General features: G+C 68.9%; 20 protein-coding genes and 1 pseudogene. 10 read left to right on the top strand and 11 right to left on the bottom strand.

Going from position 1 to position 23,472, the window contains the following annotated elements:
- Positions 1–12: 12 nt before the first annotated feature.
- Together ACIA8X_RS15740 and ACIA8X_RS15735 are read right to left on the bottom strand one after the other, a co-directional pair.
- Positions 13–885: a carbohydrate ABC transporter permease gene (locus tag ACIA8X_RS15740; RefSeq protein WP_393447391.1), complete on the bottom strand. Its 873-nt coding sequence runs from the start codon at positions 883–885 to the stop codon at positions 13–15.
- Positions 879–1,871: an ABC transporter permease gene (locus ACIA8X_RS15735; RefSeq protein WP_393447389.1), complete on the bottom strand. Its 993-nt coding sequence runs from the start codon at positions 1,869–1,871 to the stop codon at positions 879–881. Before ACIA8X_RS15735 ends, ACIA8X_RS15740 begins: the two co-directional genes overlap by 7 nt.
- Before the next feature lie 186 nt (positions 1,872–2,057).
- Between ACIA8X_RS15735 and ACIA8X_RS15730 the strand changes: the two genes are divergently transcribed.
- Complete coding sequence (locus tag ACIA8X_RS15730; RefSeq protein ID WP_399458465.1) at positions 2,058–3,065, top strand: acetylxylan esterase; 1,008 nt, start codon at positions 2,058–2,060, stop codon at positions 3,063–3,065.
- Positions 3,066–3,272: 207 nt separating this feature from the next.
- Here ACIA8X_RS15730 and ACIA8X_RS15725 read toward each other — a convergent pair whose 3' ends face one another.
- The 6 genes from ACIA8X_RS15725 to acnA form a co-directional block, all read right to left on the bottom strand.
- Positions 3,273–4,157, bottom strand: a complete 885-nt coding sequence (locus ACIA8X_RS15725) for a transferase (RefSeq protein WP_399458464.1) — start codon at positions 4,155–4,157, stop codon at positions 3,273–3,275.
- Positions 4,154–5,419: a glycosyltransferase family 4 protein gene (locus tag ACIA8X_RS15720; protein ID WP_399458463.1), complete on the bottom strand. Its 1,266-nt coding sequence runs from the start codon at positions 5,417–5,419 to the stop codon at positions 4,154–4,156. Before ACIA8X_RS15720 ends, ACIA8X_RS15725 begins: the two co-directional genes overlap by 4 nt.
- Before the next feature lie 193 nt (positions 5,420–5,612).
- Positions 5,613–6,710, bottom strand: coding sequence for a lytic polysaccharide monooxygenase (locus ACIA8X_RS15715; protein ID WP_399458462.1), 1,098 nt, complete (start codon positions 6,708–6,710; stop codon positions 5,613–5,615).
- 303 nt (positions 6,711–7,013) lie between these two features.
- Positions 7,014–8,630 carry an ATP-binding protein gene (locus ACIA8X_RS15710; RefSeq protein WP_399458461.1) on the bottom strand — a complete coding sequence of 539 codons (1,617 nt, stop codon included), beginning with the start codon at positions 8,628–8,630 and terminating at the stop codon, positions 7,014–7,016.
- On the bottom strand, positions 8,627–9,565 hold the full coding sequence (locus ACIA8X_RS15705) for a response regulator transcription factor (protein WP_393447377.1): 939 nt from the start codon (positions 9,563–9,565) through the stop codon (positions 8,627–8,629). Before ACIA8X_RS15705 ends, ACIA8X_RS15710 begins: the two co-directional genes overlap by 4 nt.
- A gap of 192 nt (positions 9,566–9,757) precedes the next feature.
- Positions 9,758–12,475 (bottom strand): aconitate hydratase AcnA, encoded by a 2,718-nt coding sequence (gene acnA / locus ACIA8X_RS15700; protein ID WP_393447375.1) that lies wholly within the window; start codon positions 12,473–12,475, stop codon positions 9,758–9,760.
- Between the two features lie 248 nt (positions 12,476–12,723).
- Between acnA and argG the strand changes: the two genes are divergently transcribed.
- The 4 genes from argG (at position 12,724) to ACIA8X_RS15680 (ending at position 17,175) form a co-directional block, all read left to right on the top strand.
- Positions 12,724–14,178 (top strand): argininosuccinate synthase, encoded by a 1,455-nt coding sequence (argG, locus tag ACIA8X_RS15695; protein ID WP_093911545.1) that lies wholly within the window; start codon positions 12,724–12,726, stop codon positions 14,176–14,178.
- Between the two features lie 141 nt (positions 14,179–14,319).
- Positions 14,320–14,517 carry a DUF4236 domain-containing protein gene (locus ACIA8X_RS15690; protein WP_393447373.1) on the top strand — a complete coding sequence of 66 codons (198 nt, stop codon included), beginning with the start codon at positions 14,320–14,322 and terminating at the stop codon, positions 14,515–14,517.
- A 65-nt stretch (positions 14,518–14,582) separates the two neighbouring features.
- The gene (locus tag ACIA8X_RS15685) at positions 14,583–16,112 is read left to right on the top strand and encodes a UDP-N-acetylglucosamine 1-carboxyvinyltransferase (RefSeq protein WP_093911547.1); all 1,530 of its coding nucleotides are present in this window, start codon (positions 14,583–14,585) and stop codon (positions 16,110–16,112) included.
- Positions 16,113–16,938: 826 nt separating this feature from the next.
- Positions 16,939–17,175, top strand: a complete 237-nt coding sequence (locus ACIA8X_RS15680; protein WP_393448057.1) for a universal stress protein — start codon at positions 16,939–16,941, stop codon at positions 17,173–17,175.
- 108 nt (positions 17,176–17,283) lie between these two features.
- Here ACIA8X_RS15680 and ACIA8X_RS15675 read toward each other — a convergent pair whose 3' ends face one another.
- Complete coding sequence (locus ACIA8X_RS15675; protein WP_399458460.1) at positions 17,284–17,946, bottom strand: hypothetical protein; 663 nt, start codon at positions 17,944–17,946, stop codon at positions 17,284–17,286.
- Between the two features lie 23 nt (positions 17,947–17,969).
- Between ACIA8X_RS15675 and ACIA8X_RS15670 the strand changes: the two genes are divergently transcribed.
- Together ACIA8X_RS15670 and ACIA8X_RS15665 are read left to right on the top strand one after the other, a co-directional pair.
- Entirely contained in the window at positions 17,970–18,125 is a 156-nt protein-coding gene (locus ACIA8X_RS15670; RefSeq protein ID WP_399458647.1) for a hypothetical protein, read from the top strand.
- 588 nt (positions 18,126–18,713) lie between these two features.
- Positions 18,714–19,778: a TerC family protein gene (locus tag ACIA8X_RS15665; protein ID WP_393447369.1), complete on the top strand. Its 1,065-nt coding sequence runs from the start codon at positions 18,714–18,716 to the stop codon at positions 19,776–19,778.
- Between the two features lie 534 nt (positions 19,779–20,312).
- Here the strand turns inward: ACIA8X_RS15665 and ACIA8X_RS15660 are convergent.
- Positions 20,313–20,608: pseudogene (locus ACIA8X_RS15660) on the bottom strand (Rieske 2Fe-2S domain-containing protein).
- A 120-nt stretch (positions 20,609–20,728) separates the two neighbouring features.
- Here ACIA8X_RS15660 and ACIA8X_RS15655 point away from each other — a divergent pair.
- The 3 genes from ACIA8X_RS15655 (at position 20,729) to ACIA8X_RS15645 (ending at position 22,030) form a co-directional block, all read left to right on the top strand.
- Positions 20,729–21,286: a hypothetical protein gene (locus ACIA8X_RS15655; protein WP_393447367.1), complete on the top strand. Its 558-nt coding sequence runs from the start codon at positions 20,729–20,731 to the stop codon at positions 21,284–21,286.
- A 74-nt stretch (positions 21,287–21,360) separates the two neighbouring features.
- A complete protein-coding gene (locus ACIA8X_RS15650) occupies positions 21,361–21,834 on the top strand; it encodes a hypothetical protein (protein ID WP_393447365.1) in 474 nt (157 codons plus the stop codon).
- 49 nt (positions 21,835–21,883) lie between these two features.
- The gene (locus ACIA8X_RS15645; protein ID WP_393447363.1) at positions 21,884–22,030 is read left to right on the top strand and encodes a DUF6131 family protein; all 147 of its coding nucleotides are present in this window, start codon (positions 21,884–21,886) and stop codon (positions 22,028–22,030) included.
- Between the two features lie 253 nt (positions 22,031–22,283).
- Here ACIA8X_RS15645 and ACIA8X_RS15640 read toward each other — a convergent pair whose 3' ends face one another.
- Positions 22,284–22,967, bottom strand: a complete 684-nt coding sequence (locus ACIA8X_RS15640; RefSeq protein ID WP_399458459.1) for an MOSC domain-containing protein — start codon at positions 22,965–22,967, stop codon at positions 22,284–22,286.
- Positions 22,968–23,472 lie beyond the last annotated feature (505 nt).

Here is a 23,472-nt window from a genome sequence, read left to right as displayed (position 1 = left end):
GATACTCCCTTGTTAGCCCTTGACGGCGCCGAGCATCACGCCCGAGACGAAGTAGCGCTGGACGAGCGGGTACACGCAGAGGATCGGCAGCGCGGTGAGCACGATGGTGACCGCCTGGATGTTCGCCCCGACCTGGCTGAGCTGCTCGATACCGGCTCCGGCGTTCTCGCCGCCGGTGGCGCCCTGGATGAGGTTGCGCAGATAGACGGTGACCGGCATCAGATCCGTCCGGTCCATATAGAGGAACGCGCTGAACCAGGAGTTCCAGAACGACACCGAGTAGAAGAGCACCATCGTCGCCACGACCGCCTTGGACAGCGGCAGCACGATCCGCAGCAGGATGCCGTAGGTGCTCAGACCGTCGATCTGGGCGGCCTCCTCCAGCTCGGTCGGCAGGCTCTCGAAGAAGGCCTTCATGACCAGGAGGTTGAAGACGCTGATCGCGTTGGGCAGCGCGATCGCCCACACACTGTTCTTCAGTCCGAGGCTGGTGATCAGCACATAGTTGGGGATCAGGCCGCCGGTGAAGAACATGGTGAACACGGCGATGCCGACGAGCGCGCCGCGGCCCCTGAGGTGCTTCTTCGACAGGACGTAGGCGTAACAGGTCGTCAGGACCATGGCGACGGCGGTCGCGACGACCGTATAGAAGACGGTGTTGCCGTAGTTGCGCCAGAACATGGAGTCCTGGAACACGATCTTGTACGTGGTGAGGTTGAACCCCTCGGGCCACAGGGTCACTTCACCGGCGCGGATCTGCCGCTCCCCGCTGAAGGACCGCGCGACGATGTTGAGGAAGGGGTACAGGGTCACGACCACGACGAGGGTGAGGATCACCCCGTTGACGCCCTGGAAGACGCGCTGGGAACGGCTCGGCTTCACCACAGGCTGGTCCCCACTGTGCGGCGCGAGAGCGTGTTGGCGGACGTGATCAGGACCAGGCCGATGATCGCCTCGAACAGGCCGATGGCGGCGGCGTAGCTGAAGCTGTTGGACTCCACACCGGTCCGGTAGACGTAGGTGGAGATCACGTCGGAGGTCTGGTAGGTCAGCGGGTTGTACAGCAGCAGGACCTTCTCGAAGCCGACGGCCATGAAGGTGCCGACGTTGAGGATCAGCAGCGTGATCATGGTCGGGCGGATGCCGGGCAGGGTGACGTGCCAGATCTGCTTCCAGCGGCCCGCGCCGTCGATGCGGGCGGCCTCGTAGAGGTCCTCGTCGATGGTGGTGAGCGCGGCGAGGTAGAGGATCGTGCCCCAGCCGGCGGTCTGCCAGATCTCCGAGCCGACGTAGACGGTGCGGAACCACTCGGGCTCCTGGATGAACCGGACCGGGTCGTGCCCGAACCACCCCAGGACGTGGTTGATCGGGCCGTCCGTGGCGAGCATCTGCATCGTGATGCCCGCGACGATCACGATCGACAGGAAGTGCGGCAGATACGACACCGACTGCACGAATCGTTTCAGCGAGCGTCGGCGCACCTCGTTGAGCAGCAGGGCGAGCACGATCGGGATCGGGAAGCAGAAGACGAGCGTCAGTCCGCCGAGCCACAGGGTGTTGCGGAACACCTGCCAGAAGGTGGGGTCGCTGAGGAACATCTCGACATAGCGCAGGCCCACCCAGTCCTCGCCGAAGATCGATCCGCCCGGCTCGAAGCGCCGGAAGGCGATCACGTTGCCGATCATCGGCAGGTAGCGGAAGACCAGGAAGAACAGCAGCGGCAGCAGGGCCAGCGAGTACAGCTGCCAGTCCCGGCGCAGCGCCCGCCGCCATCCGGTGCGTGTCGGCGGACGGCCGCGGCGGGGTGGGGTTTTCGTCGGCGGCGGCTCCTGTGTGCCGGGTGGCGGAGCCGATGTGGTGGGGGTGCTCATACGGTGGGCCTCCCGGTGGCACCGAAAGTTTCGGAGTCGTACCGGCAACTTTGCGGCGAGGTTAGGGGCGGGTGTAATGGCTGTCAATGGGGATGGCAGGGAAGGTGAGTTGAGAAGGAAGTTGCCGTATTGAGCCTGCGGCTACGAAACATTCATATTCAGAAGCGCAACAATCGGAGGCCGTTGGTGCCCGCGTTCGACCTGCCCTTGGCGGAGCTGGAGCGCTACCGCCCGGATCCCCAGGAGCCCGCCGACTTCGACGAGTTCTGGCACGACACCCTCAAGGAGGCGGCCCAGCCGGAGGTGTTGGTGGCGGTGCACCCGGTGCGGACCGGACTGCGGCTGACCGAGACCTGGGACGTGACCTTCCGCGGGTTCGCCGGCGACCCGGTGCGGGCCTGGTTCAGCAGACCGGCCGGGGTGCGCGAACCGCTGCCCGCCGTCGTCGAGTACGCCGGTTACGGCCGTGGCCGCGGCCTTCCGCACGAGCGGCTGACCTGGGTGAACGCCGGGTACGCGCATCTGCTGATGGACAACAGGGGCCAGGGCGACCAGTACGGCAACGGCGGCGCCACCGCGGACCCGCACGCCACGGCGCCGGGCGGCCCGGGCCCGGCGGTACGCGGACTCCTGTCACCCCACGACCACCACTACCGCCGCCTGATCACGGACGCCGTACGAGCGGTCACGGCCGTGCGGGCCCTGCCGGGCGTGGACGCCGCACGGATCGCCGCCGTCGGCAACAGCCAGGGCGGCGGGCTCGCCCTCGCCGTCGCGGGACTCGTGCCCGACCTCGCGGCACTCCTCGCCACCGCCCCGTTCCTGTGCGGCATCCGGCGCGCACTCGACCTCACGGACGCCGGGCCGTACGGCGAGATCACCGCGTACCTCTCCGTCCACCGGGGCGCCGAGCGCGCCGCGTACGACACCCTCTCCCACCTGGAGGGGATCGCCTTCGCCAGGCGCGCCCACGCTCCGGCCCACTTCGGGGTCGGCCTGCGCGACACGGTGTGCCCGCCGAGCGGGGCGTACGGCGCCTTCAACCGCTACGCGGAGCTGTCGGGCTCGGACCCTCGCAAGGAGATCCACGCCTACCCCTTCAACGGCCACGAGGGCGGCGACGCCGTGCACGTCCGTCGCCAACTGGACTGGCTGTGCGAGGTGTTGGCCTCCGACCCGCGGCCGCCCGTCTGACGGCGGCCGGATACCCAACTGGCTTGACGGTGTTGTCCGTTGAGGCGATAGAGTCATGCGTGGGCACGCGAGACAACGTTGTCGACCTTGCATCCCCGCACAGCCACTCTCCAACCGGACGGGCCTCTCTCCCCCTCGGGTCCGTCTGGCTCGCGGACCCGGTGGACGACGGCTCAACGCCCACCGGGTCCGCTCGAGAACGAACCTTCACGCCGTCGCGGCGGTCACCTCCACGGAGAGGTCGTTGTCGACCGTGTAGTAGGGACGTACGGCGGCATCGCCGACCGCGACCGCCGGATAGACGAAGATCTCCTTGCGGTCCGCCACGTCGTCGAGCAGACGGCCGATCCGGATCGGAGCGGTATCCGCAGCCTCCCCGGGCTGGACGGAGAGGTCCCAGACGCGGCTTCCGGCCTCGGCGCCGTGACCGGTGGTCAACTCCCTGTAGTCCACGGTGAAGGAGAACGCCCGTCCATCACTTCCTGCGCGTGGTTCCAGGGTCCGTACGACGCCCTTCCCACCCCTCGGACGCAGTCGTACGGCGGCCCCCTCGGCGAGCGTGGCGCCGTGCAGCCGGGCCCTGACCGTCATCGTGCGGTCCGCGAGGTCGATGCCCTCGACCTCCGCGTGGGCGGTGCGCAGCCAGGCGCGCACCGCGAGATAGCCGTCCTTGGTGGTGTACGGCACCCGCACGGCGACCGGCGACGGCCAGTCACGGGCCTGTCCGTCGACGAGGGTCCGCAGGTCACGCAGGCCGGGGCGGAGGCGCCGCCGGCCGGCGCCGGGCTCTCCGCGCTCGCCTGGTTCTCCTGCCGGTTCGGGGAGCAGGTACACGTCCCAACGGCCCTCGGCGAGTGCGAGCTTCGGCTCCAGGACGGCGCGCAGCCGACCACCGTCCACGGGCTCCAGGTCGAGAACGTGCAGGACCTTCTCGGGCTGCCCCTTCTTGGGACGCAGCCGCAGCAGCAACCGGGGCGGGTGGGGGCCGAAGGCTGTCCGCGCCGCCAGAAGGAAGATGATGCGCCCGTCCGCGTCGACCGTGCAGTCGGTACGCGGCGTCGCGTCACGTGTCGCGCCGGGTTCCCTCGTCATCGCTGTCCCCTCCGTACCGTGCGCACCGCGCGGGAGGCCACGGCATACGCGGCGTCGCGGGCGGCGAAGCCCTGGCTGACCAGGGCGTGTTGTATTCGGCCGGGTCGGGGCACGACCGGTCGCCCGGTCCTGCGAGCCGACATCGCCTCGTCGATCAGTCGCTCGGCGTGCTCGACGACCGGGAGCGGCGCGTACCGTCGCGCGTTCGCCATGGCCGTACGGCCCATCCGCCGGCGTCGCTCGTCGTCGCGGACGAGGTCGAGCAGTGCGGCGCCCATAGCGTCACGGTCCCCGACCGGCACCAGCCTGCCGTCGACCCCGTCCTTGATGATCTCGCCGGGTCCGTACGGGCAGTCGGTGCTCACCACCGGCAGTCCACAGCGCATCGCCTCGACGATGGTCATGCCGAACGGCTCGAAGTTAGACGCGGCCGCGCCGATCGAGCCCTTGACCCACTCCGCCTCCATGGGAGCCGCCGCGCCCATGAGGAAGACGTTGTCGTACAGGCCGAGCCGGTGGATGAGCTGCCGCAGCCGGTCCTGTTCCTCCCCCTTGCCGTAGATGCGCAGGTGCCAGTCGGGGCGTTCGGCGGCGACGAGGGCGAAGGCCTCGATGAGCAGGTCGTAGCGCTTCACCGGGACCAGCCGTCCCGCCGCGACCACCACCTTCGCGGAGCCGTCCGCGGCGGGCAGCGCGGGGTCGGGGACGCTGTTCGGGAGTGCCTCCACCCGCACCTTGGGCAGCCGCATCTTGCGCCGGTAGGCGGCGGCGTCCGCCTCCGTGACCGTGGTCAGCACGTCGAGCCGGCGATACGCCCGGCGCAGTGAGGTGCGCAGCCCGGGCGGGTGGTTGTCGAGGGTGAGGTGCTCCTGCCCGATGCGGATGACGCGCTCCGGTGCCTGGAGCGCGAGATGCACGTTGAGCCCGGGCCGGGTGCCGATGACGACGTCGGCGTCGATCGCCGCCAGGTACTCGCCGATCCGCTGGTCGGTCAACTCGCTGTACTGCCGGTGGCGGTACTCAGCGGCGGGGAACACCCGCGCCGGTCTCAGATGCAGGGGATGTTCCTTCTCGTGCCGCAGATCCACCAGTGGCGTCAGGGAAACCTTCGGGTCCAGGGTGAAGTTGGGGTGTTCCCGGTGCCGCAGCACGGAGACGATCTCCACGTCGTGCCGCTCGGCCAGCGCCTGGGCCAGGTTGAACGTGGTGGTGATCGTGCCTCCGATCCCGTAGGCATTGTGCAGCAGAAAAGTGATCTTCATATGGGCTAGACAGCGGCGAACCCCCTTGAGGTTGCCTGTCGTTACCAGTTTGTTTTCCTGTCTAACACTCTGTCGACTCCGACACCTTGCCGACAGGCGGCCGGTCGCCGCTCACGGTCACACCGCACCCGGACCGACGACGGACCCGGCGGGCGACGGCTCGACGCCCACCGGGTCCGCTTCGGGCGACGGTTCAGCCCACCCGGCAGGGCAGGTTCGCCGTACTGTCGCCGCCGGAGCCAGAGACGACGTAGCCGAATGTCGTGCTCTCCCCCGGATCGAGGGAGCCGTTCCAGTCGACGTTGTGGACCATCACCGCCTGGCCGGTGTAGGTCGCGTTGCCGCTCCAGAGGCTCTCCACCTTCTGGCCGGACGGAAGCGTCCAGTCGACCATCCAGCCGAGCATCGGGACGTCGCCGGTGTTGGTGACGGTCACCTCGGACTGGTAGCCACCGGACCAACTGCCGGTCGTGCGGCGGGCGGCGGAGCACTCGCCGGGCACCGGGTCGGTCGGGTTGCCGGGCTCCTTGATGCCGGTCACCTCGCCGTTTCCGCCGTCGAAGACAATGTCGGAGCAGGAGTAGAAGGTTTCCTGACTGTCGGAGCGCTGCCAGACCATGTAGACGATGTGGCGGCCCGACTTGTTGTCAGGAAGCTTTCCTGTCCAGGAGTAGTTGGCCTCGACCGTGCCCGGGGAGCCGTTGAGCGGCGGGTGGTCGACGGAGAGGAAGGGCTGCTCCTCCATGTCGTCCCAGGTGAGGGTCTGGGTCGGGTCGAAGCCGTCCTTGGTGATGTAGACGTAGAACCAACCCGGGTGCGCGGCCCAGGCGTTGTACGAGAAGTCGACCGTCGCGCCCGAGGTGAGATGGGTGAGCGGCCAGTCGTCGCGCGGCACGTTGAAGCCGGTGAAGTTGGTGTTGCCGCCGCTGCACAGCGCGCCGTCGGGCACGAAGCCGCGGGTGCGGCCGGCGCCGTCGGAGCGGAGCACCGAGAACCAGTTGTAGAACGGCGTGGTGCCGCTGATCTGTTGGGCCGCCTTACAGGCGGGGTTGACCGGCTTGATCTCTCCGGTGTCGGTCAGCCCGTCCTGCCAGCACAGGAAGGTGCGGCTGCCCGGCTTCATGGGGGTGCCGTGGGCCTCCGCCTCGCCGCCGGTGCTCATGACGAGGGCCACGGCGGGGATGGTCGCGAGCAGGGAGACCAGGACGAGGAAGAGGGCTCTGGCGCGGGTGGGGAGCGTTAATCGGCGAGGCGGGGATGCGCTCGCGTCCGTGCGGGTTGTCAGGATCATGACATACGAGTCCGTTTCCTTCAGGTACGGGCCGGGCGGATACGTGTGTGTGGCGCGGATGTATGGGTGCGGGTGCGGATGCATGTGTGCAGGTGCGGAGTTGCCGGCGCATACGCGATGCGGTGCGACCGGGTGGGGTGGGAGCGGCGCACAGGCGGCGGGTTCCGGTCCACCGGATGGGAGCGCTCCCACCTCCCCTTGGTTCGGAAAGTAGCGCCGAGTGGCGCAGATGTAAACGGATGACGCACGAGGCGTCACAGGCATACGAGGCGTCACAGGCGTACGAGGAAGCGCTGTCGTCCGTCAGCGGTTACCGGCGAGTGTCCGCGAGGACCGCACGGGTGCCGGGACGGACGGGCCCGAGACGGTGTCCAAGGCCGGTGGTTCGGCGTCCACGGAGGGCAGTTCGATCGTGAACTCGGTGCGACCAGGTGCGCTCTCGACGTCGATACGGCCGCCGTGCGCGGAGACGATCGCCGCCACGATGGCGAGGCCGAGACCGGATCCCCCCTCGTGCGGGCCGCTGCGGGCGCGGGAGGCGTCGGCGCGGGTGAAGCGTTCGAAGACGGTGGGGAGGAAGGCGGGCGGGATGCCGGGGCCGTTGTCGCGGATGCGGATCACGACGCCGGAGCCGTCCTTCGCCGCACCAGATCCGTCCCCCGCCGTACCAGATCCATCCCTCGCCCCACCGGAGCCGTCCCCCGCCTCAGGGGATCCGTCCCTCGCCTCCACCGTGGCCACGACCCGTGTGCCCGCCGGTGTGTGCACGCGGGCGTTGGCCAGGAGGTTGGCCACCACCTGGTGGAGCCGGGCCTGGTCGCCGAGGACCGACGGGGCCGCGTCGAGGCGCAGTTCGAGTTGCCAGTCGTGGGTGCCGCCGGCCGCCCTCGCGTCCCAGACCGCCTCGGCGACCAGGGCCGCCATGTCCACCTCGGCCGACTGCAGCGGACGCCCCTCGTCCAGGCGGGCCAGCAGGAGCAGGTCCTCGACCAGCCCCGTCATCCGGGCCGACTCGGCGGACACCCGGCTCCAGGCGAGCAGCGGCTCGATCCGGTCGGTGCCGCGGCTCATGAGTTCGGCGTACCCGGCGATCGAGGCGAGCGGGGTGCGCAGTTCGTGGCTGGCGTCGGAGAGGAATCGGCGCATCCGCTCCTCGCTGCGCCGGCGGGCGGTGAGCGAGGACTCGACGTGGTCGATCATGCGGTTGAGCGCGGCGCCGACCTGGCCGGCCTCGCTGGCGGGGTCGGTGTCCGGGGCCGGGACCCGGGTGAGGCGGGTGACCTCGCCGCGGTCGAGCGGGGCGCGGGAGACCTCGGCGGCGGTGGCGGCGACCCGGCCGAGGGGGCGCAGTTGGCGTCGTACGACCACGGCACAGACGCCGCCCGCCGCGGCGAGACCGGCCACCGCCACGGCGGCCTCGGCGGCGACGAGTCCGCCGATCATGCGCTGGACGTCGTCCATGGGCAGCCCGGTGAGGACCCGGATGCCGCCGCTCTCGACCGCGGCGACCCGGTAGGTGCCGAGGCCCGGGACGGTCCGGGTGTGCTTGGTGCCGTCCGTCGCGATGTCCGCGAGGGCGGCGGTCTGCTCGGCGGTGAGCGCCTTCGGCGGGGCGTCCTGGCCGACGACCGCGGCGGCGACGATGCTGCCGTCCGCGTCGAGGCGGGCGGCGAGCAGACCGGCCGGGTGGCCGTTCTCGTTGAGGAAGCGCAGGTCGTCCTCGGCGTCCGGGCGCAGTGCGGCGCCGCCGAGGCTGCGGGAGACGGCGTTGGCCACCCGGCCGTCCAGGTCGCCCATCAGATAGGCGCGTTGAACGAAGGCCGTGGTGAGCGCCATCGCGGCGCACACGGTGACGAGGGTGAGGCCGATGAACACGAGCAGGCGCGTGCGCAGGGAGCGAGGGGGTCGTCGCGTGCTCATGTCCCGTCCTCCACCGGCCTGATGCCGTAGCCGAGCCCGCGCACGGTGTGGATCAGCGGCGCCCTGCCGTGGTCGATCTTGCGGCGGAGGTTGGAGATGTAGACCTCCACGAGGTTGCCGCCGCCGTCGAAGGAGCTGCTCCACACATGGTCGAGGATCCGCGCCTTGCTGAGCACCTGCCGCGGGTGGCCCATCATCAGGCTGAGCAGGTCGAACTCCTTGGCCGTGAGCGGGACGGGCACGCCCGCGCGGTGCACCTCGCGGCTCTCCTCGGTCAGCACGAGGTCGCCGAGGACACGTACGGATGTGTCGGACCGGGCCCGCTCGGCCCCGGCCCGGCGCAGCAGTCCGCGCAGCCGCAGGACGACCTCCTCCAGGGAGAACAGCTTGGTGACGTAGTCGTCGGCACCGGCGCCGAGGCCGTCCAGCCGGTGTTCCAGGGCGTCGCGGGCGGTGAGCATGAGGACGGGCGGCTTCGGGTTCTCGTGCCTGAGAGCCTGTGAACAAACCCCCGTCGTCCGCCCGAAGGGCGGGCGCCGCGGCGTCGTGGGGGTCCCCCCGCGCGAGGTTGTTCGAGCGTGGGGGAGCGTTCGATCGCAAGGCGCCGGAGCGCCCTCGTGGCGGAGCCACGTGGGCGGTTCGGCAACGCGGCGAGCGTGCGTGCCGGACGCCGCGGCGCAGGCGGGGGTTTGTTCACAGGCTCTGAGGCGGCGCAGCACCTGGAGGCCGTCCAGGTCGGGCAGCATCCCGTCGAGCACGACGGCGTGCGGTGGGCAGCCCCGCGCGATCCTCAGCGCGCTCTGTCCGTCGAGCGCCGGGTAGGCGCGCCAGCCCGCCTCCTCGACGGCCACGGAGAGCACGTCGGTGAGCGCGGGCTCGTCGTCGACGATGAGCACACGGACGCGGCCGTTTCGCGGCCCTGGGGTGCCAGTCATGTCCCGATCCTGTCCCCGTCCGCTGAGGGAACCCTGTGTTCCACCTGAGGGTGGGAGATGACCTGGGGTTTCCCGGCGTGGGGAGGGCGGGTGAGGGCACCCCCCCGCACGCCCGGACACGACGAAGGGCCGCACCCCCGGTGACCGGGGATGCGGCCCTCAACCGCCCTGCCGTACCGCCTGCTTGATCGCTTACTTGCGGATCAGGCTGCGCAGCACGTACTGCATGATGCCGCCGTTGCGGTAGTAGTCGGCCTCACCGGGGGTGTCGATGCGGACGACCGCGTCGAACTCGACGCCTGTGTCGGTGGTGACCTTGACCGTGCGCGGCGTGGTGCCGTTGTTGAGCTCCTCGACGCCGGTGAAGGAGAAGGTCTCCTCGCCGGTCAGACCGAGGGACTCGGCGTTCTGGCCCTCCGGGAACTGCAGCGGCAGGACGCCCATGCCGATGAGGTTCGAGCGGTGGATGCGCTCGTACGACTCGGTGATGACGGCCTTGACGCCGAGGAGCGCGGTGCCCTTGGCGGCCCAGTCGCGGGACGAGCCGGAGCCGTACTCCTTGCCGCCCAGGATGACGAGCGGGATGCCCTGCTCGATGTAGTTGCGCGAGGCGTCGTAGATGAACGACACCGGACCGTCGGCCTGGGTGAAGTCGCGGGTGTAGCCGCCCTCGGTGCCCGGCGCGAGCTGGTTGCGCAGGCGGATGTTGGCGAACGTGCCGCGGATCATGACCTCGTGGTTACCACGGCGCGAGCCGTAGGAGTTGAAGTCACGACGCTCCACACCGTGCTCGGTGAGGTACTTGCCGGCCGGGGTGTCGGCCTTGATGGCGCCGGCGGGCGAGATGTGGTCGGTGGTGACCGAGTCGCCGAGCTTGGCCAGGACGCGGGCGCCGGTGATGTCGGAGACCGGGGTGGTCTCCATCGTCATGCCCTCGAAGTACGGGGGCTTGCGGACGTACGTCGACTGCGGGTCCCACTCGAAGGTGTTGCCGGTCGGGATCGACAGCGCCTGCCACTGGGCGTCGCCCGCGAAGACGTCCTGGTAGGACTTGTTGAACATGTCCTCGCCGATGGCGTTGGCCACGACGTCGTTGACCTCGGCCTCGGTCGGCCAGATGTCGGTCAGGAAGACCGGCTTGCCGTCCTGGTCGACACCGAGGGCGTCCTTGGTGATGTCCACCTTCATGGAACCCGCGAGGGCGTAGGCGACGACCAGCGGCGGAGAGGCCAGGTAGTTCATCTTGACGTCGGGGTTGATACGGCCCTCGAAGTTCCGGTTGCCGGAGAGGACCGAGGTGACCGCGAGGTCGTGGTCGTTGACGGCCTTGGAGACCTCCTCCGGCAGCGGGCCGGAGTTGCCGATGCAGGTGGTGCAGCCGTAGCCGACGAGGTTGAAGCCGACCTTGTCGAGGTAGGGGGTGAGCCCCGCCTTGTCGAAGTAGTCGGTGACGACCTTCGAGCCGGGCGCGAGGGTGGTCTTGACCCACGGCTTGCGGGTCAGCCCCTTCTCCACGGCCTTCTTCGCGACCAGCGCGGCGGCGACCATGACGTACGGGTTCGAGGTGTTGGTGCAGGAGGTGATGGCCGCGACCGTCACCGCACCGTGATCGATCTCGTACGTCGAGCCGTCGGGGGCGGTCACGGTGACCGGGTTGGACGGGGCGCCGTTCGGGGCGACCGCCGGGGAGTCGGAGGCCGGGAAGGACTCCTGGCCCGCCTCGTCCACGCTGTCGACGTAGTTGCGTACGTCGACCTTGAACTGCTCGGCGGCGTTCGCGAGGACGATGCGGTCCTGCGGACGCTTCGGGCCGGCGATCGACGGGACGACCGTCGAGAGGTCCAGCTCGAGCTTCTCGGAGAAGTCGGGCTCGGCCTGCGGGTCCAGCCAGAGGCCCTGCTCCTTGGCGTACGCCTCGACGAGCGCGAGCTGCTGCTCGGAGCGGCCGGTGAGCTTGAGGTACTTGATGGTCTCGCCGTCGATCGGGAAGACCGCGGCGGTGGAGCCGAACTCCGGCGACATGTTGCCGATGGTGGCGCGGTTCGCGAGGGAGGTGGCGGCGACGCCCTCGCCGTAGAACTCGACGAACTTGCCGACGACACCGTGCTTGCGGAGCATCTCGGTGATGGTCAGCACGAGGTCGGTGGCGGTGGTGCCCGGGGTGAGCTCACCGGTCAGCTTGAAGCCGACGACGCGCGGGATGAGCATCGAGACCGGCTGGCCGAGCATCGCGGCCTCGGCCTCGATGCCGCCGACGCCCCAGCCGAGGACGCCGAGGCCGTTGACCATGGTGGTGTGCGAGTCGGTGCCGACGAGGGTGTCGGGGTAGGCCTGGCCGTTACGGACCATGACCGTGCGCGCCAGGTGCTCGATGTTCACCTGGTGGACGATGCCGGTGCCGGGCGGGACGACCTTGAAGTCGTCGAAGGCGGTCTGGCCCCAGCGCAGGAACTGGTAGCGCTCCTTGTTGCGGCCGTACTCGAGGTCGACGTTCTGCTTGAAGGCGTCGTTCGTGCCGAACTTGTCGGCGATGACGGAGTGGTCGATGACCATCTCGGCCGGGGAGAGCGGGTTGACCTTCGCCGGGTCGCCGCCGAGCGCCTTGACGGCCTCACGCATGGTGGCGAGGTCCACGACACAGGGCACGCCGGTGAAGTCCTGCATGATCACGCGGGCCGGCGTGAACTGGATCTCCTGCGACGGCTGGGCCTGGGAGTCCCAGCCGCCGAGGGCGCGGATGTGGTCGGCGGTGATGTTCGCGCCGTCCTCGGTGCGGAGGAGGTTCTCCAGCAGCACCTTCAGGCTGTAAGGGAGGCGCGCGGCGCCCTCGACCTTGTCCAGCCGGAAGATCTCGTACGACTCGTCGCCCACCTGCAGCGTGCTGCGGGCGTCGAAGCTGTTCGCCGACACGACAGTCTCCTTCATTTCTGTGCGCTTACCACCGCATCCTGCCGCCACACCGTCTTGGCCGATCCGCTAAGGTAAGGCTAAGTTAGGCATGCCTTACTGCCAGACTGGCGACGGCGTGCGACTGCGGTACGCCTCGGCAGATATCTCGATGTCGAGATAACTCTAGTACATGGGGCCGGGATGGTCATGTCCCGGGGCTTCGACATGCCCTCTTTGCATGACCATGCGTCTTCATGCATACTCTTCCCATGTCCAAGGTCCTCACCTCCCTGCCCACCGGCGAGCGCGTCGGCATCGCCTTCTCCGGCGGTCTCGACACCTCCGTCGCGGTCGCCTGGATGCGCGACAAGGGCGCCGTCCCGTGCACCTACACCGCCGACATCGGCCAGTACGACGAGCCCGACATCGCCTCGGTGCCCGGCCGCGCCAAGACCTACGGCGCCGAGATCGCGCGCCTGGTCGACTGCCGTGCCGCCCTGGTCGAGGAGGGTCTGGCCGCGCTGACGTGTGGCGCGTTCCACATCCGTTCCGGCGGTCGGGCGTACTTCAACACCACGCCGCTGGGCCGCGCCGTCACCGGCACGCTGCTGGTGCGGGCGATGCTCGAGGACAACGTCCAGATCTGGGGCGACGGCTCGACCTACAAGGGCAACGACATCGAGCGGTTCTACCGCTACGGCCTGCTCGCCAACCCCCACCTGCGGATCTACAAGCCCTGGCTGGACGCGAACTTCGTGACCGAGCTCGGCGGCCGCAAGGAGATGTCGGAGTGGCTGGTCGCGCACGGCCTGCCCTACCGGGACGCCACGGAGAAGGCCTACTCCACCGACGCCAACATCTGGGGCGCCACCCACGAGGCCAAGACCCTGGAGCACCTGGACACCGGCGTCGAGACCGTCGAGCCCATCATGGGCGTGCGGTTCTGGGACCCGTCGATCGAGATCGCCGCCGAGGACGTGACGATCGGCTTCGAGCAGGGCCGCCCGGTCACCATCAACGGCAAGGAGTTCGCCTCCCCCGTCGACCTGGTGATGGAGGCCAACGCCATCGGCGGCCGCCACGGCCTCGGCATGTCCGACCAGATCGAGAACCGCATCATCGAGGCCAAGAGCCGCGGCATCTACGAGGCCCCGGGCATGGCCCTGCTGCACGCGGCGTACGAGCGCCTCGTGAACGCGATCCACAACGAGGACACCCTCGCCCAGTACCACAACGAGGGCCGCCGCCTCGGCCGGCTGATGTACGAGGGCCGCTGGCTGGACCCGCAGGCGCTGATGATCCGCGAGTCGCTGCAGCGCTGGGTGGGCGCCGCCGTGACCGGCGAGGTCACCCTGCGGCTGCGGCGCGGTGAGGACTACTCGCTCCTCGACACGACGGGCCCGGCGTTCAGCTACCACCCGGACAAGCTGTCCATGGAGCGCACCGAGGACTCGGCCTTCGGCCCGGTCGACCGGATCGGCCAGCTCACCATGCGCAACCTCGACATCGCCGACTCGCGCGCCAAGCTGGAGCAGTTCGTCGGCCTCGGCCTGATCGGCACCGGCAGCCCCACCGTCGGCGCCTCCCAGGCCGCCGCGACCGGCCTCATCGGCACCATGCCGGAGCTGCCCGAGGGCGGCGCCGAGGCCATCGCCTCGCGCGGTGAGGTCTCCGAGGAGGACGCGCTGCTGGACCGCGCGGCGATGGAGTCCGGCACGGACTGACCGCCACGAGGGGACGGACACGGGAAAGGCCGGCTCGGCGCCAAGAGCGCCGCGCCGGCCTTTCCCGTGTCCGTGTGCCATCAGTCGGCCAAGTCGGGGTAACCGGGGGGCAGGTAACCCCGACCCCGAAGGGAGACAGCCATGCCCCTCACGTTCCGCAAGAGTTTCCGGATCCTTCCGGGAGTGCGACTGAACATCAACCGGCGCTCCTGGTCTCTCACCACCGGCGGCAAGCACGGTCCCCGGCGCACCCACAGCAGCACCGGACGTCGTACGACATCGATGGATTTGCCTGGACCTTTCGGGTGGCGGCGCACCCGTAACGCCAGGCGGCGTTGACGGCCCGTCACCCGAATGGCCCCCCTGGCGAGGGTTCATCTCATATCTGAGATAACCTCAACCTCATGGCAGACGACTACCTCGTACGCATCGGCAAGCTCATCCGTGACGCCCGGCAACACCGTGGCTGGACACAGACGCAGCTCGCCGAGGCGCTCGGCACCTCCCAGAGCGCCGTCAATCGCATCGAGCGCGGCAACCAGAACATCAGCCTTGAGATGATCGCCCGAATCGGTGAAGCCCTGGACAGCGAGATCGTGTCCCTGGGATACGCCGGGCCGATGCATCTGCGGGTCGTCGGCGGACGTCGGCTGTCCGGTTCGATCGACGTCAAGACCAGCAAGAACGCCTGCGTGGCCCTGCTGTGCGCCTCGCTGCTCAACAAGGGGCGCACGGTGCTGCGCCGGGTCGCCCGCATCGAGGAGGTCTACCGCCTTCTGGAGGTGCTCAACTCCATCGGCGTACGCACCCGTTGGATCAACGACGGCGTCGACCTGGAGCTCGTGCCGCCGGCCGAGCTGAACATGGCGGCGATCGACGCCGAGGCGGCCGTACGCACCCGCTCGATCATCATGTTCCTCGGCCCGCTGCTGCACCGCATGGACCTCTTCAAGCTGCCGTACGCCGGCGGCTGCGACCTCGGCACCCGGACCATCGAGCCGCACATGATCGCGCTGCGCCGGTTCGGACTGGACGTGGCGGCGACCGAGGGCCAGTACCACGCCACGGTCGACCGCTCCGTCCGCCCCGACCGTCCGATCGTGCTGACCGAGCGCGGCGACACGGTGACCGAGAACGCGCTGCTGGCCGCCGCGCGGCACGACGGCGTCACCGTCATCCGCAACGCCTCCTCCAACTACATGGTCCAGGACCTGTGTTTCTTCCTGGAGGCGCTCGGCGTCCGGGTCGAGGGCATCGGCACCACCACGCTCACCGTGCACGGCGTGCCGGACATCGACGCCGACGTGGACTACTCGCCGTCCGAGGACCCGGTCGAGGCGATGAGCCTGCTGGCCGCGGCCGTGGTGACGGAGTCGGAACTGACGGTGCGTCGCGTGCCCATCGAGTTCCTGGAGATCGAGCTGGCGGTCCTGGAGGAGATGGGCCTCGACCACGACCGTACGCCCGAGTATTTCGCGGACAACGGCCGTACGCGCCTGGTGGACCTGACGGTCCGGCCCTCCAAGCTGGAGGCGCCGATCGACAAGATCCACCCGATGCCGTTCCCGGGCCTGAACATCGACAACGTCCCGTTCTTCGCGGCCATCGCCGCCGTGGCGTCGGGCAAGACCCTCATCCACGACTGGGTCTACGACAACCGCGCGATCTACCTGACCGACCTCAACCGCCTCGGCGGCCGCCTCCAGTTGCTGGACCCGCACCGCGTCCTGGTCGAGGGCCCGACCCGCTGGCGCGCCGCCGAGATGATGTGCCCGCCCGCGCTGCGGCCCGCCGTGGTCGTCCTGCTGGCGATGATGGCGGCGGAGGGCACGTCGGTGCTGCGGAACGTGTATGTCATCAACCGGGGTTACGAGGATCTCGCCGAGCGGTTGAACTCGATCGGGGCGCAGATCGAGATCTTCCGGGATATTTGATGTGCGGATGCCGCCACATCCCGTCTGACCTGCTACTTAGCGGGCCAGGGTGGGGTGCGGCGGCATCTCTGGGACTTCTCTGGGACTTTGGGCCTGCGGTGGGCAACTGGCCACGCTCCACAGGCTCTGAAGTCGTCCCAGGGCAGCGTGACCGGCACCGGCGCGAACTGCTCCATGTGCTGTTGGATGGCCCGGGCCACGCTGGACGGCAGCGGCACGTCCCGGACCTTGCGCCCCTTGGGAAGCGCGAAACACAGCTTCGCCCGCACCATCTTGACCTGCCGCCGGACGTGGACGACTTCCTTCTCGAAGTCGATGTCGTCCGGGGCGAGCCCGAGTGCCTCGCCCTGTCGGAGCCCAAGGCCCGCGCCGATAACGACAAGGAGCTGCTAGCGGTCCGGCAATGCCTCCCGTACGGCCGGCACCCGTTCCGGCGGCCACGCTTCGACCCTGCCGGGTGCGGCGGCCGGAGGGCCGAGCGTGCTGGACCGGCAGGGGTTGCGTCCGAGGCGACGGTCCTCGACCGCAGCCTGGAGGACGCTGGAGAGCGTCGCCCGAACCAGACGGATGGAGGCCGGACCGAGGTCCTTCTCCAGCCGCTTCTTCCAGTGACGCAGGACTTCCGTGCAAATGGCGTTGAGCGGCTGAGCACCCAGGTGGGGAACGATGTGCCGGCGTACCCTCTGCTCGATGCGATGTAGTCCTTGAGGGAGATGGCCCCTCGCGGGGATCGACGAACTCGCCTCGGCGAGGGTCGGTCTGGGCCTGGGCGAGCCAGGCCTTGGCGTCCTGGAGGGCGTCGAAGGAACGGTTCTTGACGCCGGGGATGCCCTTGAGGGCCGGCCTTGTAGTGGTTCCGCGTCATCCGGTCGAGGGCAGGCTCGGGCTGCGCCTGGGGTCGGTGGTGCACGCCGTCCTGCATCACGCGGGCTGCCCCGTCGCCGTCGTGCCTGTGCGTTGGGCCGCTGTCGCGGAGGGCAGCGCGGTTCGCGGCGGCGTCTCGTCCGGACATGACGTCGCCTGGCCGCCGACGTCGCCGCGCGCATGCGACCGTGGCCGGTGATCGACGCCAGAGCCCTCTGTCAGTTGGCTGAGGGGCTCGCCGGTAGGGCCTGTCCGGCGGATCTTTGATCAATCACGGCAGCCGTAAGTCGTGATCTTCGTGGTGGGATCAGCTCCTTCGGAGCGCAGGGCGGCATTCACTGTCGGCGGGGACCGGCACTGGGGCCCGGACCAGGGGCGCGGGATGGCCACCACCGGAGCCGTGGCGTTCGGCGAGCAGCCGCTTGCGATGGCCGCTGCGACGGATGGCGGTGACGAGGACGATGACGGCGCAGATGCTGATTCCGAGGATCGGGAGAGAGATGGCCAGGATCAGCCCGCCCGCAAACGCGACCATGCCTCCGGAGCCCCCGATGGCGTACCTGGAGAGTGCTTGGGACGAGCAGGTGACCGCGTAGTCGCCTGCCCGCGGCACGTCGATGGTGTAGAGCGGCATCCAGGTCTCGTCACGGGTGAGGAACACGTCGGGACCCGGATCGGTGAGACCGGGGCTGCCCGGCCCGGTGATGTCGCACTCCGGGCCAGGCGACCGGCCCGGGTACTTGACCCAGATCGTCTTCTCGCCCTCCGGCTCGAGCCGCAGGGTGACGGTGTCGGCGTTGGCGAACTGATTGTCGGTATCCACCGCGTCGATCGCGTTGTCGAACCGGTACACGCCGATGGCCACGCCCAGCACGATCAGCACGACGGCGATCGCGGCCGCTGTGACGTACCAGTGACGGCCAGGCCGGAGTTCGTTCGCTGTTATCTGCGGCGGCGGGAGGGGCTGCATCGACACACCCTAGACCGCCCGTGTTGTCTGGCCGGCGAGCCGCTAGCCAGGTCCTGGTGCTCTGCCCCGGCCTGCGCCGTGGTGAGGTCCTGGGCCTCACGTGGAAGTCCTTCGCCTTCGAGCGGGGAGATCTGTACGTCGACGACCAGATCCAGCGCACACCGCTCAGCCTTCCGTGAGACAGGACAGCGGAGCCTCGCTCGGTTGTGTCCGTTACAGCTCAGGAGCTGTCCGGGCGCTTTCGGTTGAGCGACCGGATGAGGTGGGCCGGCGGCGAGAGAACCGATCAGTCGACAAGGCGTCGTGGGACGCGGTCGGTGGCGCCCATTACGACGTTTTGCCTCTCCGCTGGTCCAGGGGCTCGTCGAGCTGCACATTGCGCGTTGATCCGGCTGTCCGAGTCGCTGGTCACCTGAGCTACCGGTGCTCGCTCACCGTCAACCTGATGCCCAGCAGAGTGCGGGCCGCTCGGCTCCCACCCACCCGGGCGTCCCAGCGCGGCCTGTACGAGCCGAGGCCAGGGTTGGGCATGGGGCCTACCCGCGCCTGGCAGCCGCTCTTCATCTGACGCTCTCATGATGAGGGTTGTGCCGCCACATCCTGTGCCGCGGGCGGTGTTGGGGCCGGCCCTCCACGGGGCTTGGGCGCGGGGGACGTCAGGCTCGGTCGCCGTGCCGGACGTCCTGGGTCGCTCAGTGCGGTGAGATGCCGGAGACTCCGAGGTAAGGGTCTGCGGATCGGCGTGGGCCGCAGAGAGGGTGACGGGTGTGCCTGAGGTCCCGCTCTGGCTGTGGGGGGCGTTCGCCGCGACGGTGGTGGTGTCGCTGACGGTGGACTTGCTGGCCCACCGCACCGCGCACGTCATCGGCTTCAAGGAGGCCGCTGCCTGGAGCGGCCTGTGGGTGGGTCTCGCGCTGGTTTTCGCCGGTGTCGTCTTCGTCGTACTCGGCACGACGGCCGGCACGGAGTACACCACCGCATGGCTCTTGGAGAAGAGCCTGTCGGTGGACAACCTCTTCGTCTTCGCGGTGATCTTCGCCTACTTCAAGGTGCCCCGCGCCTACCAGCACCGCGTGCTGTTCTTCGGCGTGATGGGCGCCCTGGTCTTCCGCGGGATCTTCCTCTCCCTCGGTGTCGCCGTCGTCAGCCGCTTCACCGCAGTGCTGTTCGCCTTCGCCGCGATCCTCTTCTACAGCACCTACAAACTCCTCAAGGGCGACGAGGAGACCTTCGACCCGGGCAAGAGCTTCGCCCTGCGCCTGCTCCGCAAGTTCGTCCCCGTCCGGGACGAGTACGCGGGCATGAAGTTCTTCGTCAAGGAGGCCGGCAAGCGCGTGGCCACCCCACTCCTGGCGGTGGTGGCGGCGATCGAGGCGGCCGACCTGATCTTCGCCGTCGACAGCGTGCCCGCCGTCCTCGCCGTCAGCGACGACGCCTTCATCGTCTACACCAGCAACGCGTTCGCCATCCTGGGCCTGCGTGCCCTGTACTTCATGCTCGCGGGCCTGCTGGACCGCTTCCACTACCTGAACAAGGGCCTCGCGATCATCCTGGCCTTCATCGGCGTCAAGCTCATCCTCCAGGCGTCGCACAAGATGATCAGTCACGACATCCCGGAAATCCCCTCACCGGTCAGCCTCGCGGTCATCGTCGTCGTCCTGGCCGCGTCCGTCGCACTCAGCCTGCTGCGCCCCGCCCCGCTTCCTGTCGTCCCTCAGGAGGAGAAACCTGCCCCGCTGCCAGATAAGGCGGCCAGTGGGCCGCGACCCGACGGCGATGTACGGGCGGGGTCAGAACAGCGGGGCGATCCTCCCGACCAGGCCGCACCGTGACGAAATGAGCAGGCGGCGCCTTTTGCGCGCAAACGACCTATTGTTAAAGAATGAGCAAAGCCGAGCATGAGACGGGCCCGCAAGGGACGCTTGCCTGCCCGGTCTGCAAGCACACCCTGGAAATGATCATCAAGAGACGGCACAAGACCCTCGGGATCTTTGTGCCCGTATGGGGCCCCGGCCCCTGCCACAACCCCGACTGCCCCGAGTGTCCGGCGGCGCCGGAGCACAAGAGCCCCCAACCGCACTGACTTCACAAACACGGCCGACTCATGGACCGATGCACGGCTGTGTAAGGCGGAAGCGCACATGTGCGGCGGGGACAGGCCGCGACGCCCATCCACAGACTGCGGATTGTGTGTGATGTCGGCGTCATCGGCCACGACTCCCGAATGCCAAGCCCTCGTTTCGCCGGTGAATGCGCACAACGAGTGGGACCCGCTGGAGGAGATCGTCGTCGGTCGCCTCGACGCCGCGACGTTCCCCTCCAGTCATCCGGTCGCGACCTGCAACGTCCCACCCTGGGCGGGACGGTTACTGGAACCGATCGGCGGCTTCAACCACCAGGCCGTGCGCCTCCCGGACGGGATAGCCGCGCACGCCACGCGGCGGCCGACCATCACCCTTGGACAGGTACGGGATCTGCGAGAGGCGGCCGTCGCCTCGATAGACCCACGCGTGATAGCCGCATCGCAGGGGTCTCGCCCTCCACGACCCCCCATACTCAGCGGCACTTGACGGTGGGCACACCGGTACTCCAGCGCGTGGACGGTACCGCTCTCACTGCGGTAGAGCGCGATGCGCTCTCCAGCGAAGGCGGTCGCGAACACTCGTCATCCGTGGCACAGCACCCTTCATCCTGGCGGCCGCCAGCCCTCGGCAAGCCTGGAGCACGACGAATAAACTAGACTAAATGGTGCATACCCGGCGCATGTGAGGGGGTCGGAGCGATGTCAACTGGGACCCTCCTAGCGATCATCATCCCCGTCGCGGTGGTGCTAGTTGTGCTTGCGGCGGGAGCCGTTCTCGTTCAGCGCCGCCGACACCTACGCGAGCGTTTTGGCCCGGAGTACGAACGCACGGTCGAAGATGCGGGAGGCCGGCTCAAGGCCGAGCGTGATCTGAGTGCACGCGAGAGGCGTCACGACGAGCTGGAAATCAGGCCACTACCGGGGAGCGTCCGGGACCGGTACACCCGGGACTGGCAGAACGTGCAGGGAGAGTTCGTGGACCGCCCGGAGGATGCCGTGCAGGACGCGGACATTCTGGTGACGTCCCTGATGCGCGAGCGCGGCTATCCGACCGAGGGCCTTGAGCAGAGGCTCAAGGATCTCTCGGTCGAGCATGGCCGCACCCTGGAGCACTACCGCGCCGCTCACGACGTCAACCAGCTCAGCCGGAAGCACGAAGCGACCACCGAGCAGCTGCGGGGCGCCATGGTGCACTACCGCGCTCTGTTCGACGAGCTGCTCTCTAACGGCGGTCAGGCCCGCCACGCCCGGACCTGACCCCCTTCAGACATGACCGCCCGGCCGCCACCGCAGGACCCGGCCGGGGGGCAGCCGACGCGTACGGAGTGAAGATGCGACGCGAGTACACACCAGGATCGGACGAGAGCGGTCTGTCCACCGAGGACATCGCCCAGCCAAGCCGTGACCGGGACCTCGGTGAAAGCACCGAAGCCCGCCCCGAGGCCCCCGCCTTCCCCGGCGAGGCCACCGCGACGGCAGCTGGTGACGAAGCCGCAGCCCCTGCCGAGAAGACCGCCACTCCTGCCGAGGAAGAGCAACCCCAGCTCCTCACGACGGAGGACGAGGAAAGCTTCCGTGAGCGCTGGCAGGCCATTCAGAACGAGTTCGTCGACGACCCCCGTGAAGCCGTGCACAAGGCCGACACACTCGTCGCGGACGTCATGCAGACACTGGCCGCGACGTTCTCCGACCACAAGAAGAACCTGGAAGAACAGTGGACCATGGGCGAGAAGGTGGACACGGAAGATCTGCGCATGGCCCTGCGCCAGTACCGGTCGTTCTTCAACCGCCTGCTGACCACCTGAGCAACCGGCTCAGACGCCCGCGAGCGGAGCGACGCCAGCTCCGGCAGCGGTGAGAGCAAGAGCCGGGCGGCGCAATGATCGACAGAAGCAGGGGGGCCAGGAGGCCACCATGATCATCCTGCTCGTCATCGGCGCGGTCCTGTTCCTCCTCGGCTCCGTCGGCCGCGCCGTCGGTGGCAGGCGGCACTACTGGTAGTCCCCGACCGGGGTGCATGAACGTGCTCCTCAGACAACGCAGCGCCCGGCCCGCCGTTGGCGTCGTCGGCCCGCGCAAGGTGCTCGGTGATCGCAACAGTGCAAGCTGGCCCTGGCGTTGTTCAGCGGGCACACCATGTTGGCTTCAGCCGGCCGCCACGATGGGGCCGTTGGTAGACGTCACAGCCGGCCATCTACCTACTGAGCACTCCAGTTGCCAGACGGCACTGGAGTGCTCAGTCACGTGATGACATTCAGTCGAGCCAGCGGGCCTTGTCCCCGACACGGACATGGCCGGGTTTCTCGACCGCCGCGTACACGCCGAGGGCGTTGCCGAGCTCGCGGGCGACCCAGCGCAGCACGGCGCGGTCATGCGGGACGGTCGGAGTCTCCTTGGTGATCATCACGCAGCGGTCGCACCCCTTGGTGAAGCGCAACCGCAGTGTGCCGATGACCATCCGGCGGCCGATCCAGTCGTGCTCGGGGTACCCGGTCGCGTGGTCGCCCGGCACGTCGTCGAGCACCAGGCTGGGCCGGAACCGGCTGACGTCTATCGCACTGTCCGGCAGCGCCGAGCCGAGGCTGCGCAGCGCCGTCGTTGTCAATACATGGAGCGCGGTGTCAGGCCGGTGCGGCTGGTGCTCGACCAGCGTGACCTTGGCCTGTACAGCCGCACTGAGCCGACTGGCAGCGTCAGGCGCATCGGAGCGGAACCGCCGGCCGTCCGGCAGGACCAGCTCGGCCACGCCCGGCCCGAGGGTGACCGCCCGCAATCGCATGAGCGCCGGAACAGCACCGGCCCAGGTGACCTCTTCCCGCTCGTCGTGGATGGCGATGCCCCGGTCACCCTCGATCCCGAGCACACCGACCGTGGCCGCGGTCAGTCGCTCACCACCCACCGACTTCACCGGATACCGCCACAGTTGGTCGACCCGCATCCATCGCCCCCTTCATCCCAGCGGTCCGGCGACCGTAGTCGACGGCTGCCCAGGCAAGCACAGCGACGATCACCGTACTGGGGGCCATGCCGTCGTTCCACCGCCGCCTGGCTGTGACGTCTACCAGCCGCCCCATCGTGCCAACATGGTGAGGCCGCTGAACAACGTCAGGGCCGGCAAGCCGCTCAACAGAGCAGCCTCGTGCCGACGGGGTGCGCGACGATGTACCCAAGTCCACGTGCGGGTTGCAGGGCTGACGCTCGTCAGGCTGTGGTCTGCCTTGCGCAATGGCCGATTCAATACGGGCCGCGATCTCCTGATCCGACTCCGGTTCACCTGGCCGCCGCGGATGGCAGCGCCGATGGCGCAGAACCGAGGTGCTCCAGCCAGTACAGAAAGTCGTCTGCATTTGAACCGCTCCGGGTCTGATGGAGGCTCGATTCCCTGAGAGGATCGAGTCATGGCCGGTCCGTCCCCCTACCCTCCCGAGCTTCGTGAGCGTGCG

The sequence above is a fragment of the Streptomyces sp. NPDC051738 genome (assembly GCF_044453205.1).
Lineage (GTDB): Bacteria > Actinomycetota > Actinomycetes > Streptomycetales > Streptomycetaceae > Streptomyces.
The sequence above is the reverse complement of the archived record's forward strand: the minus strand, read 5'-3'. Positions and strand labels throughout refer to the sequence as shown.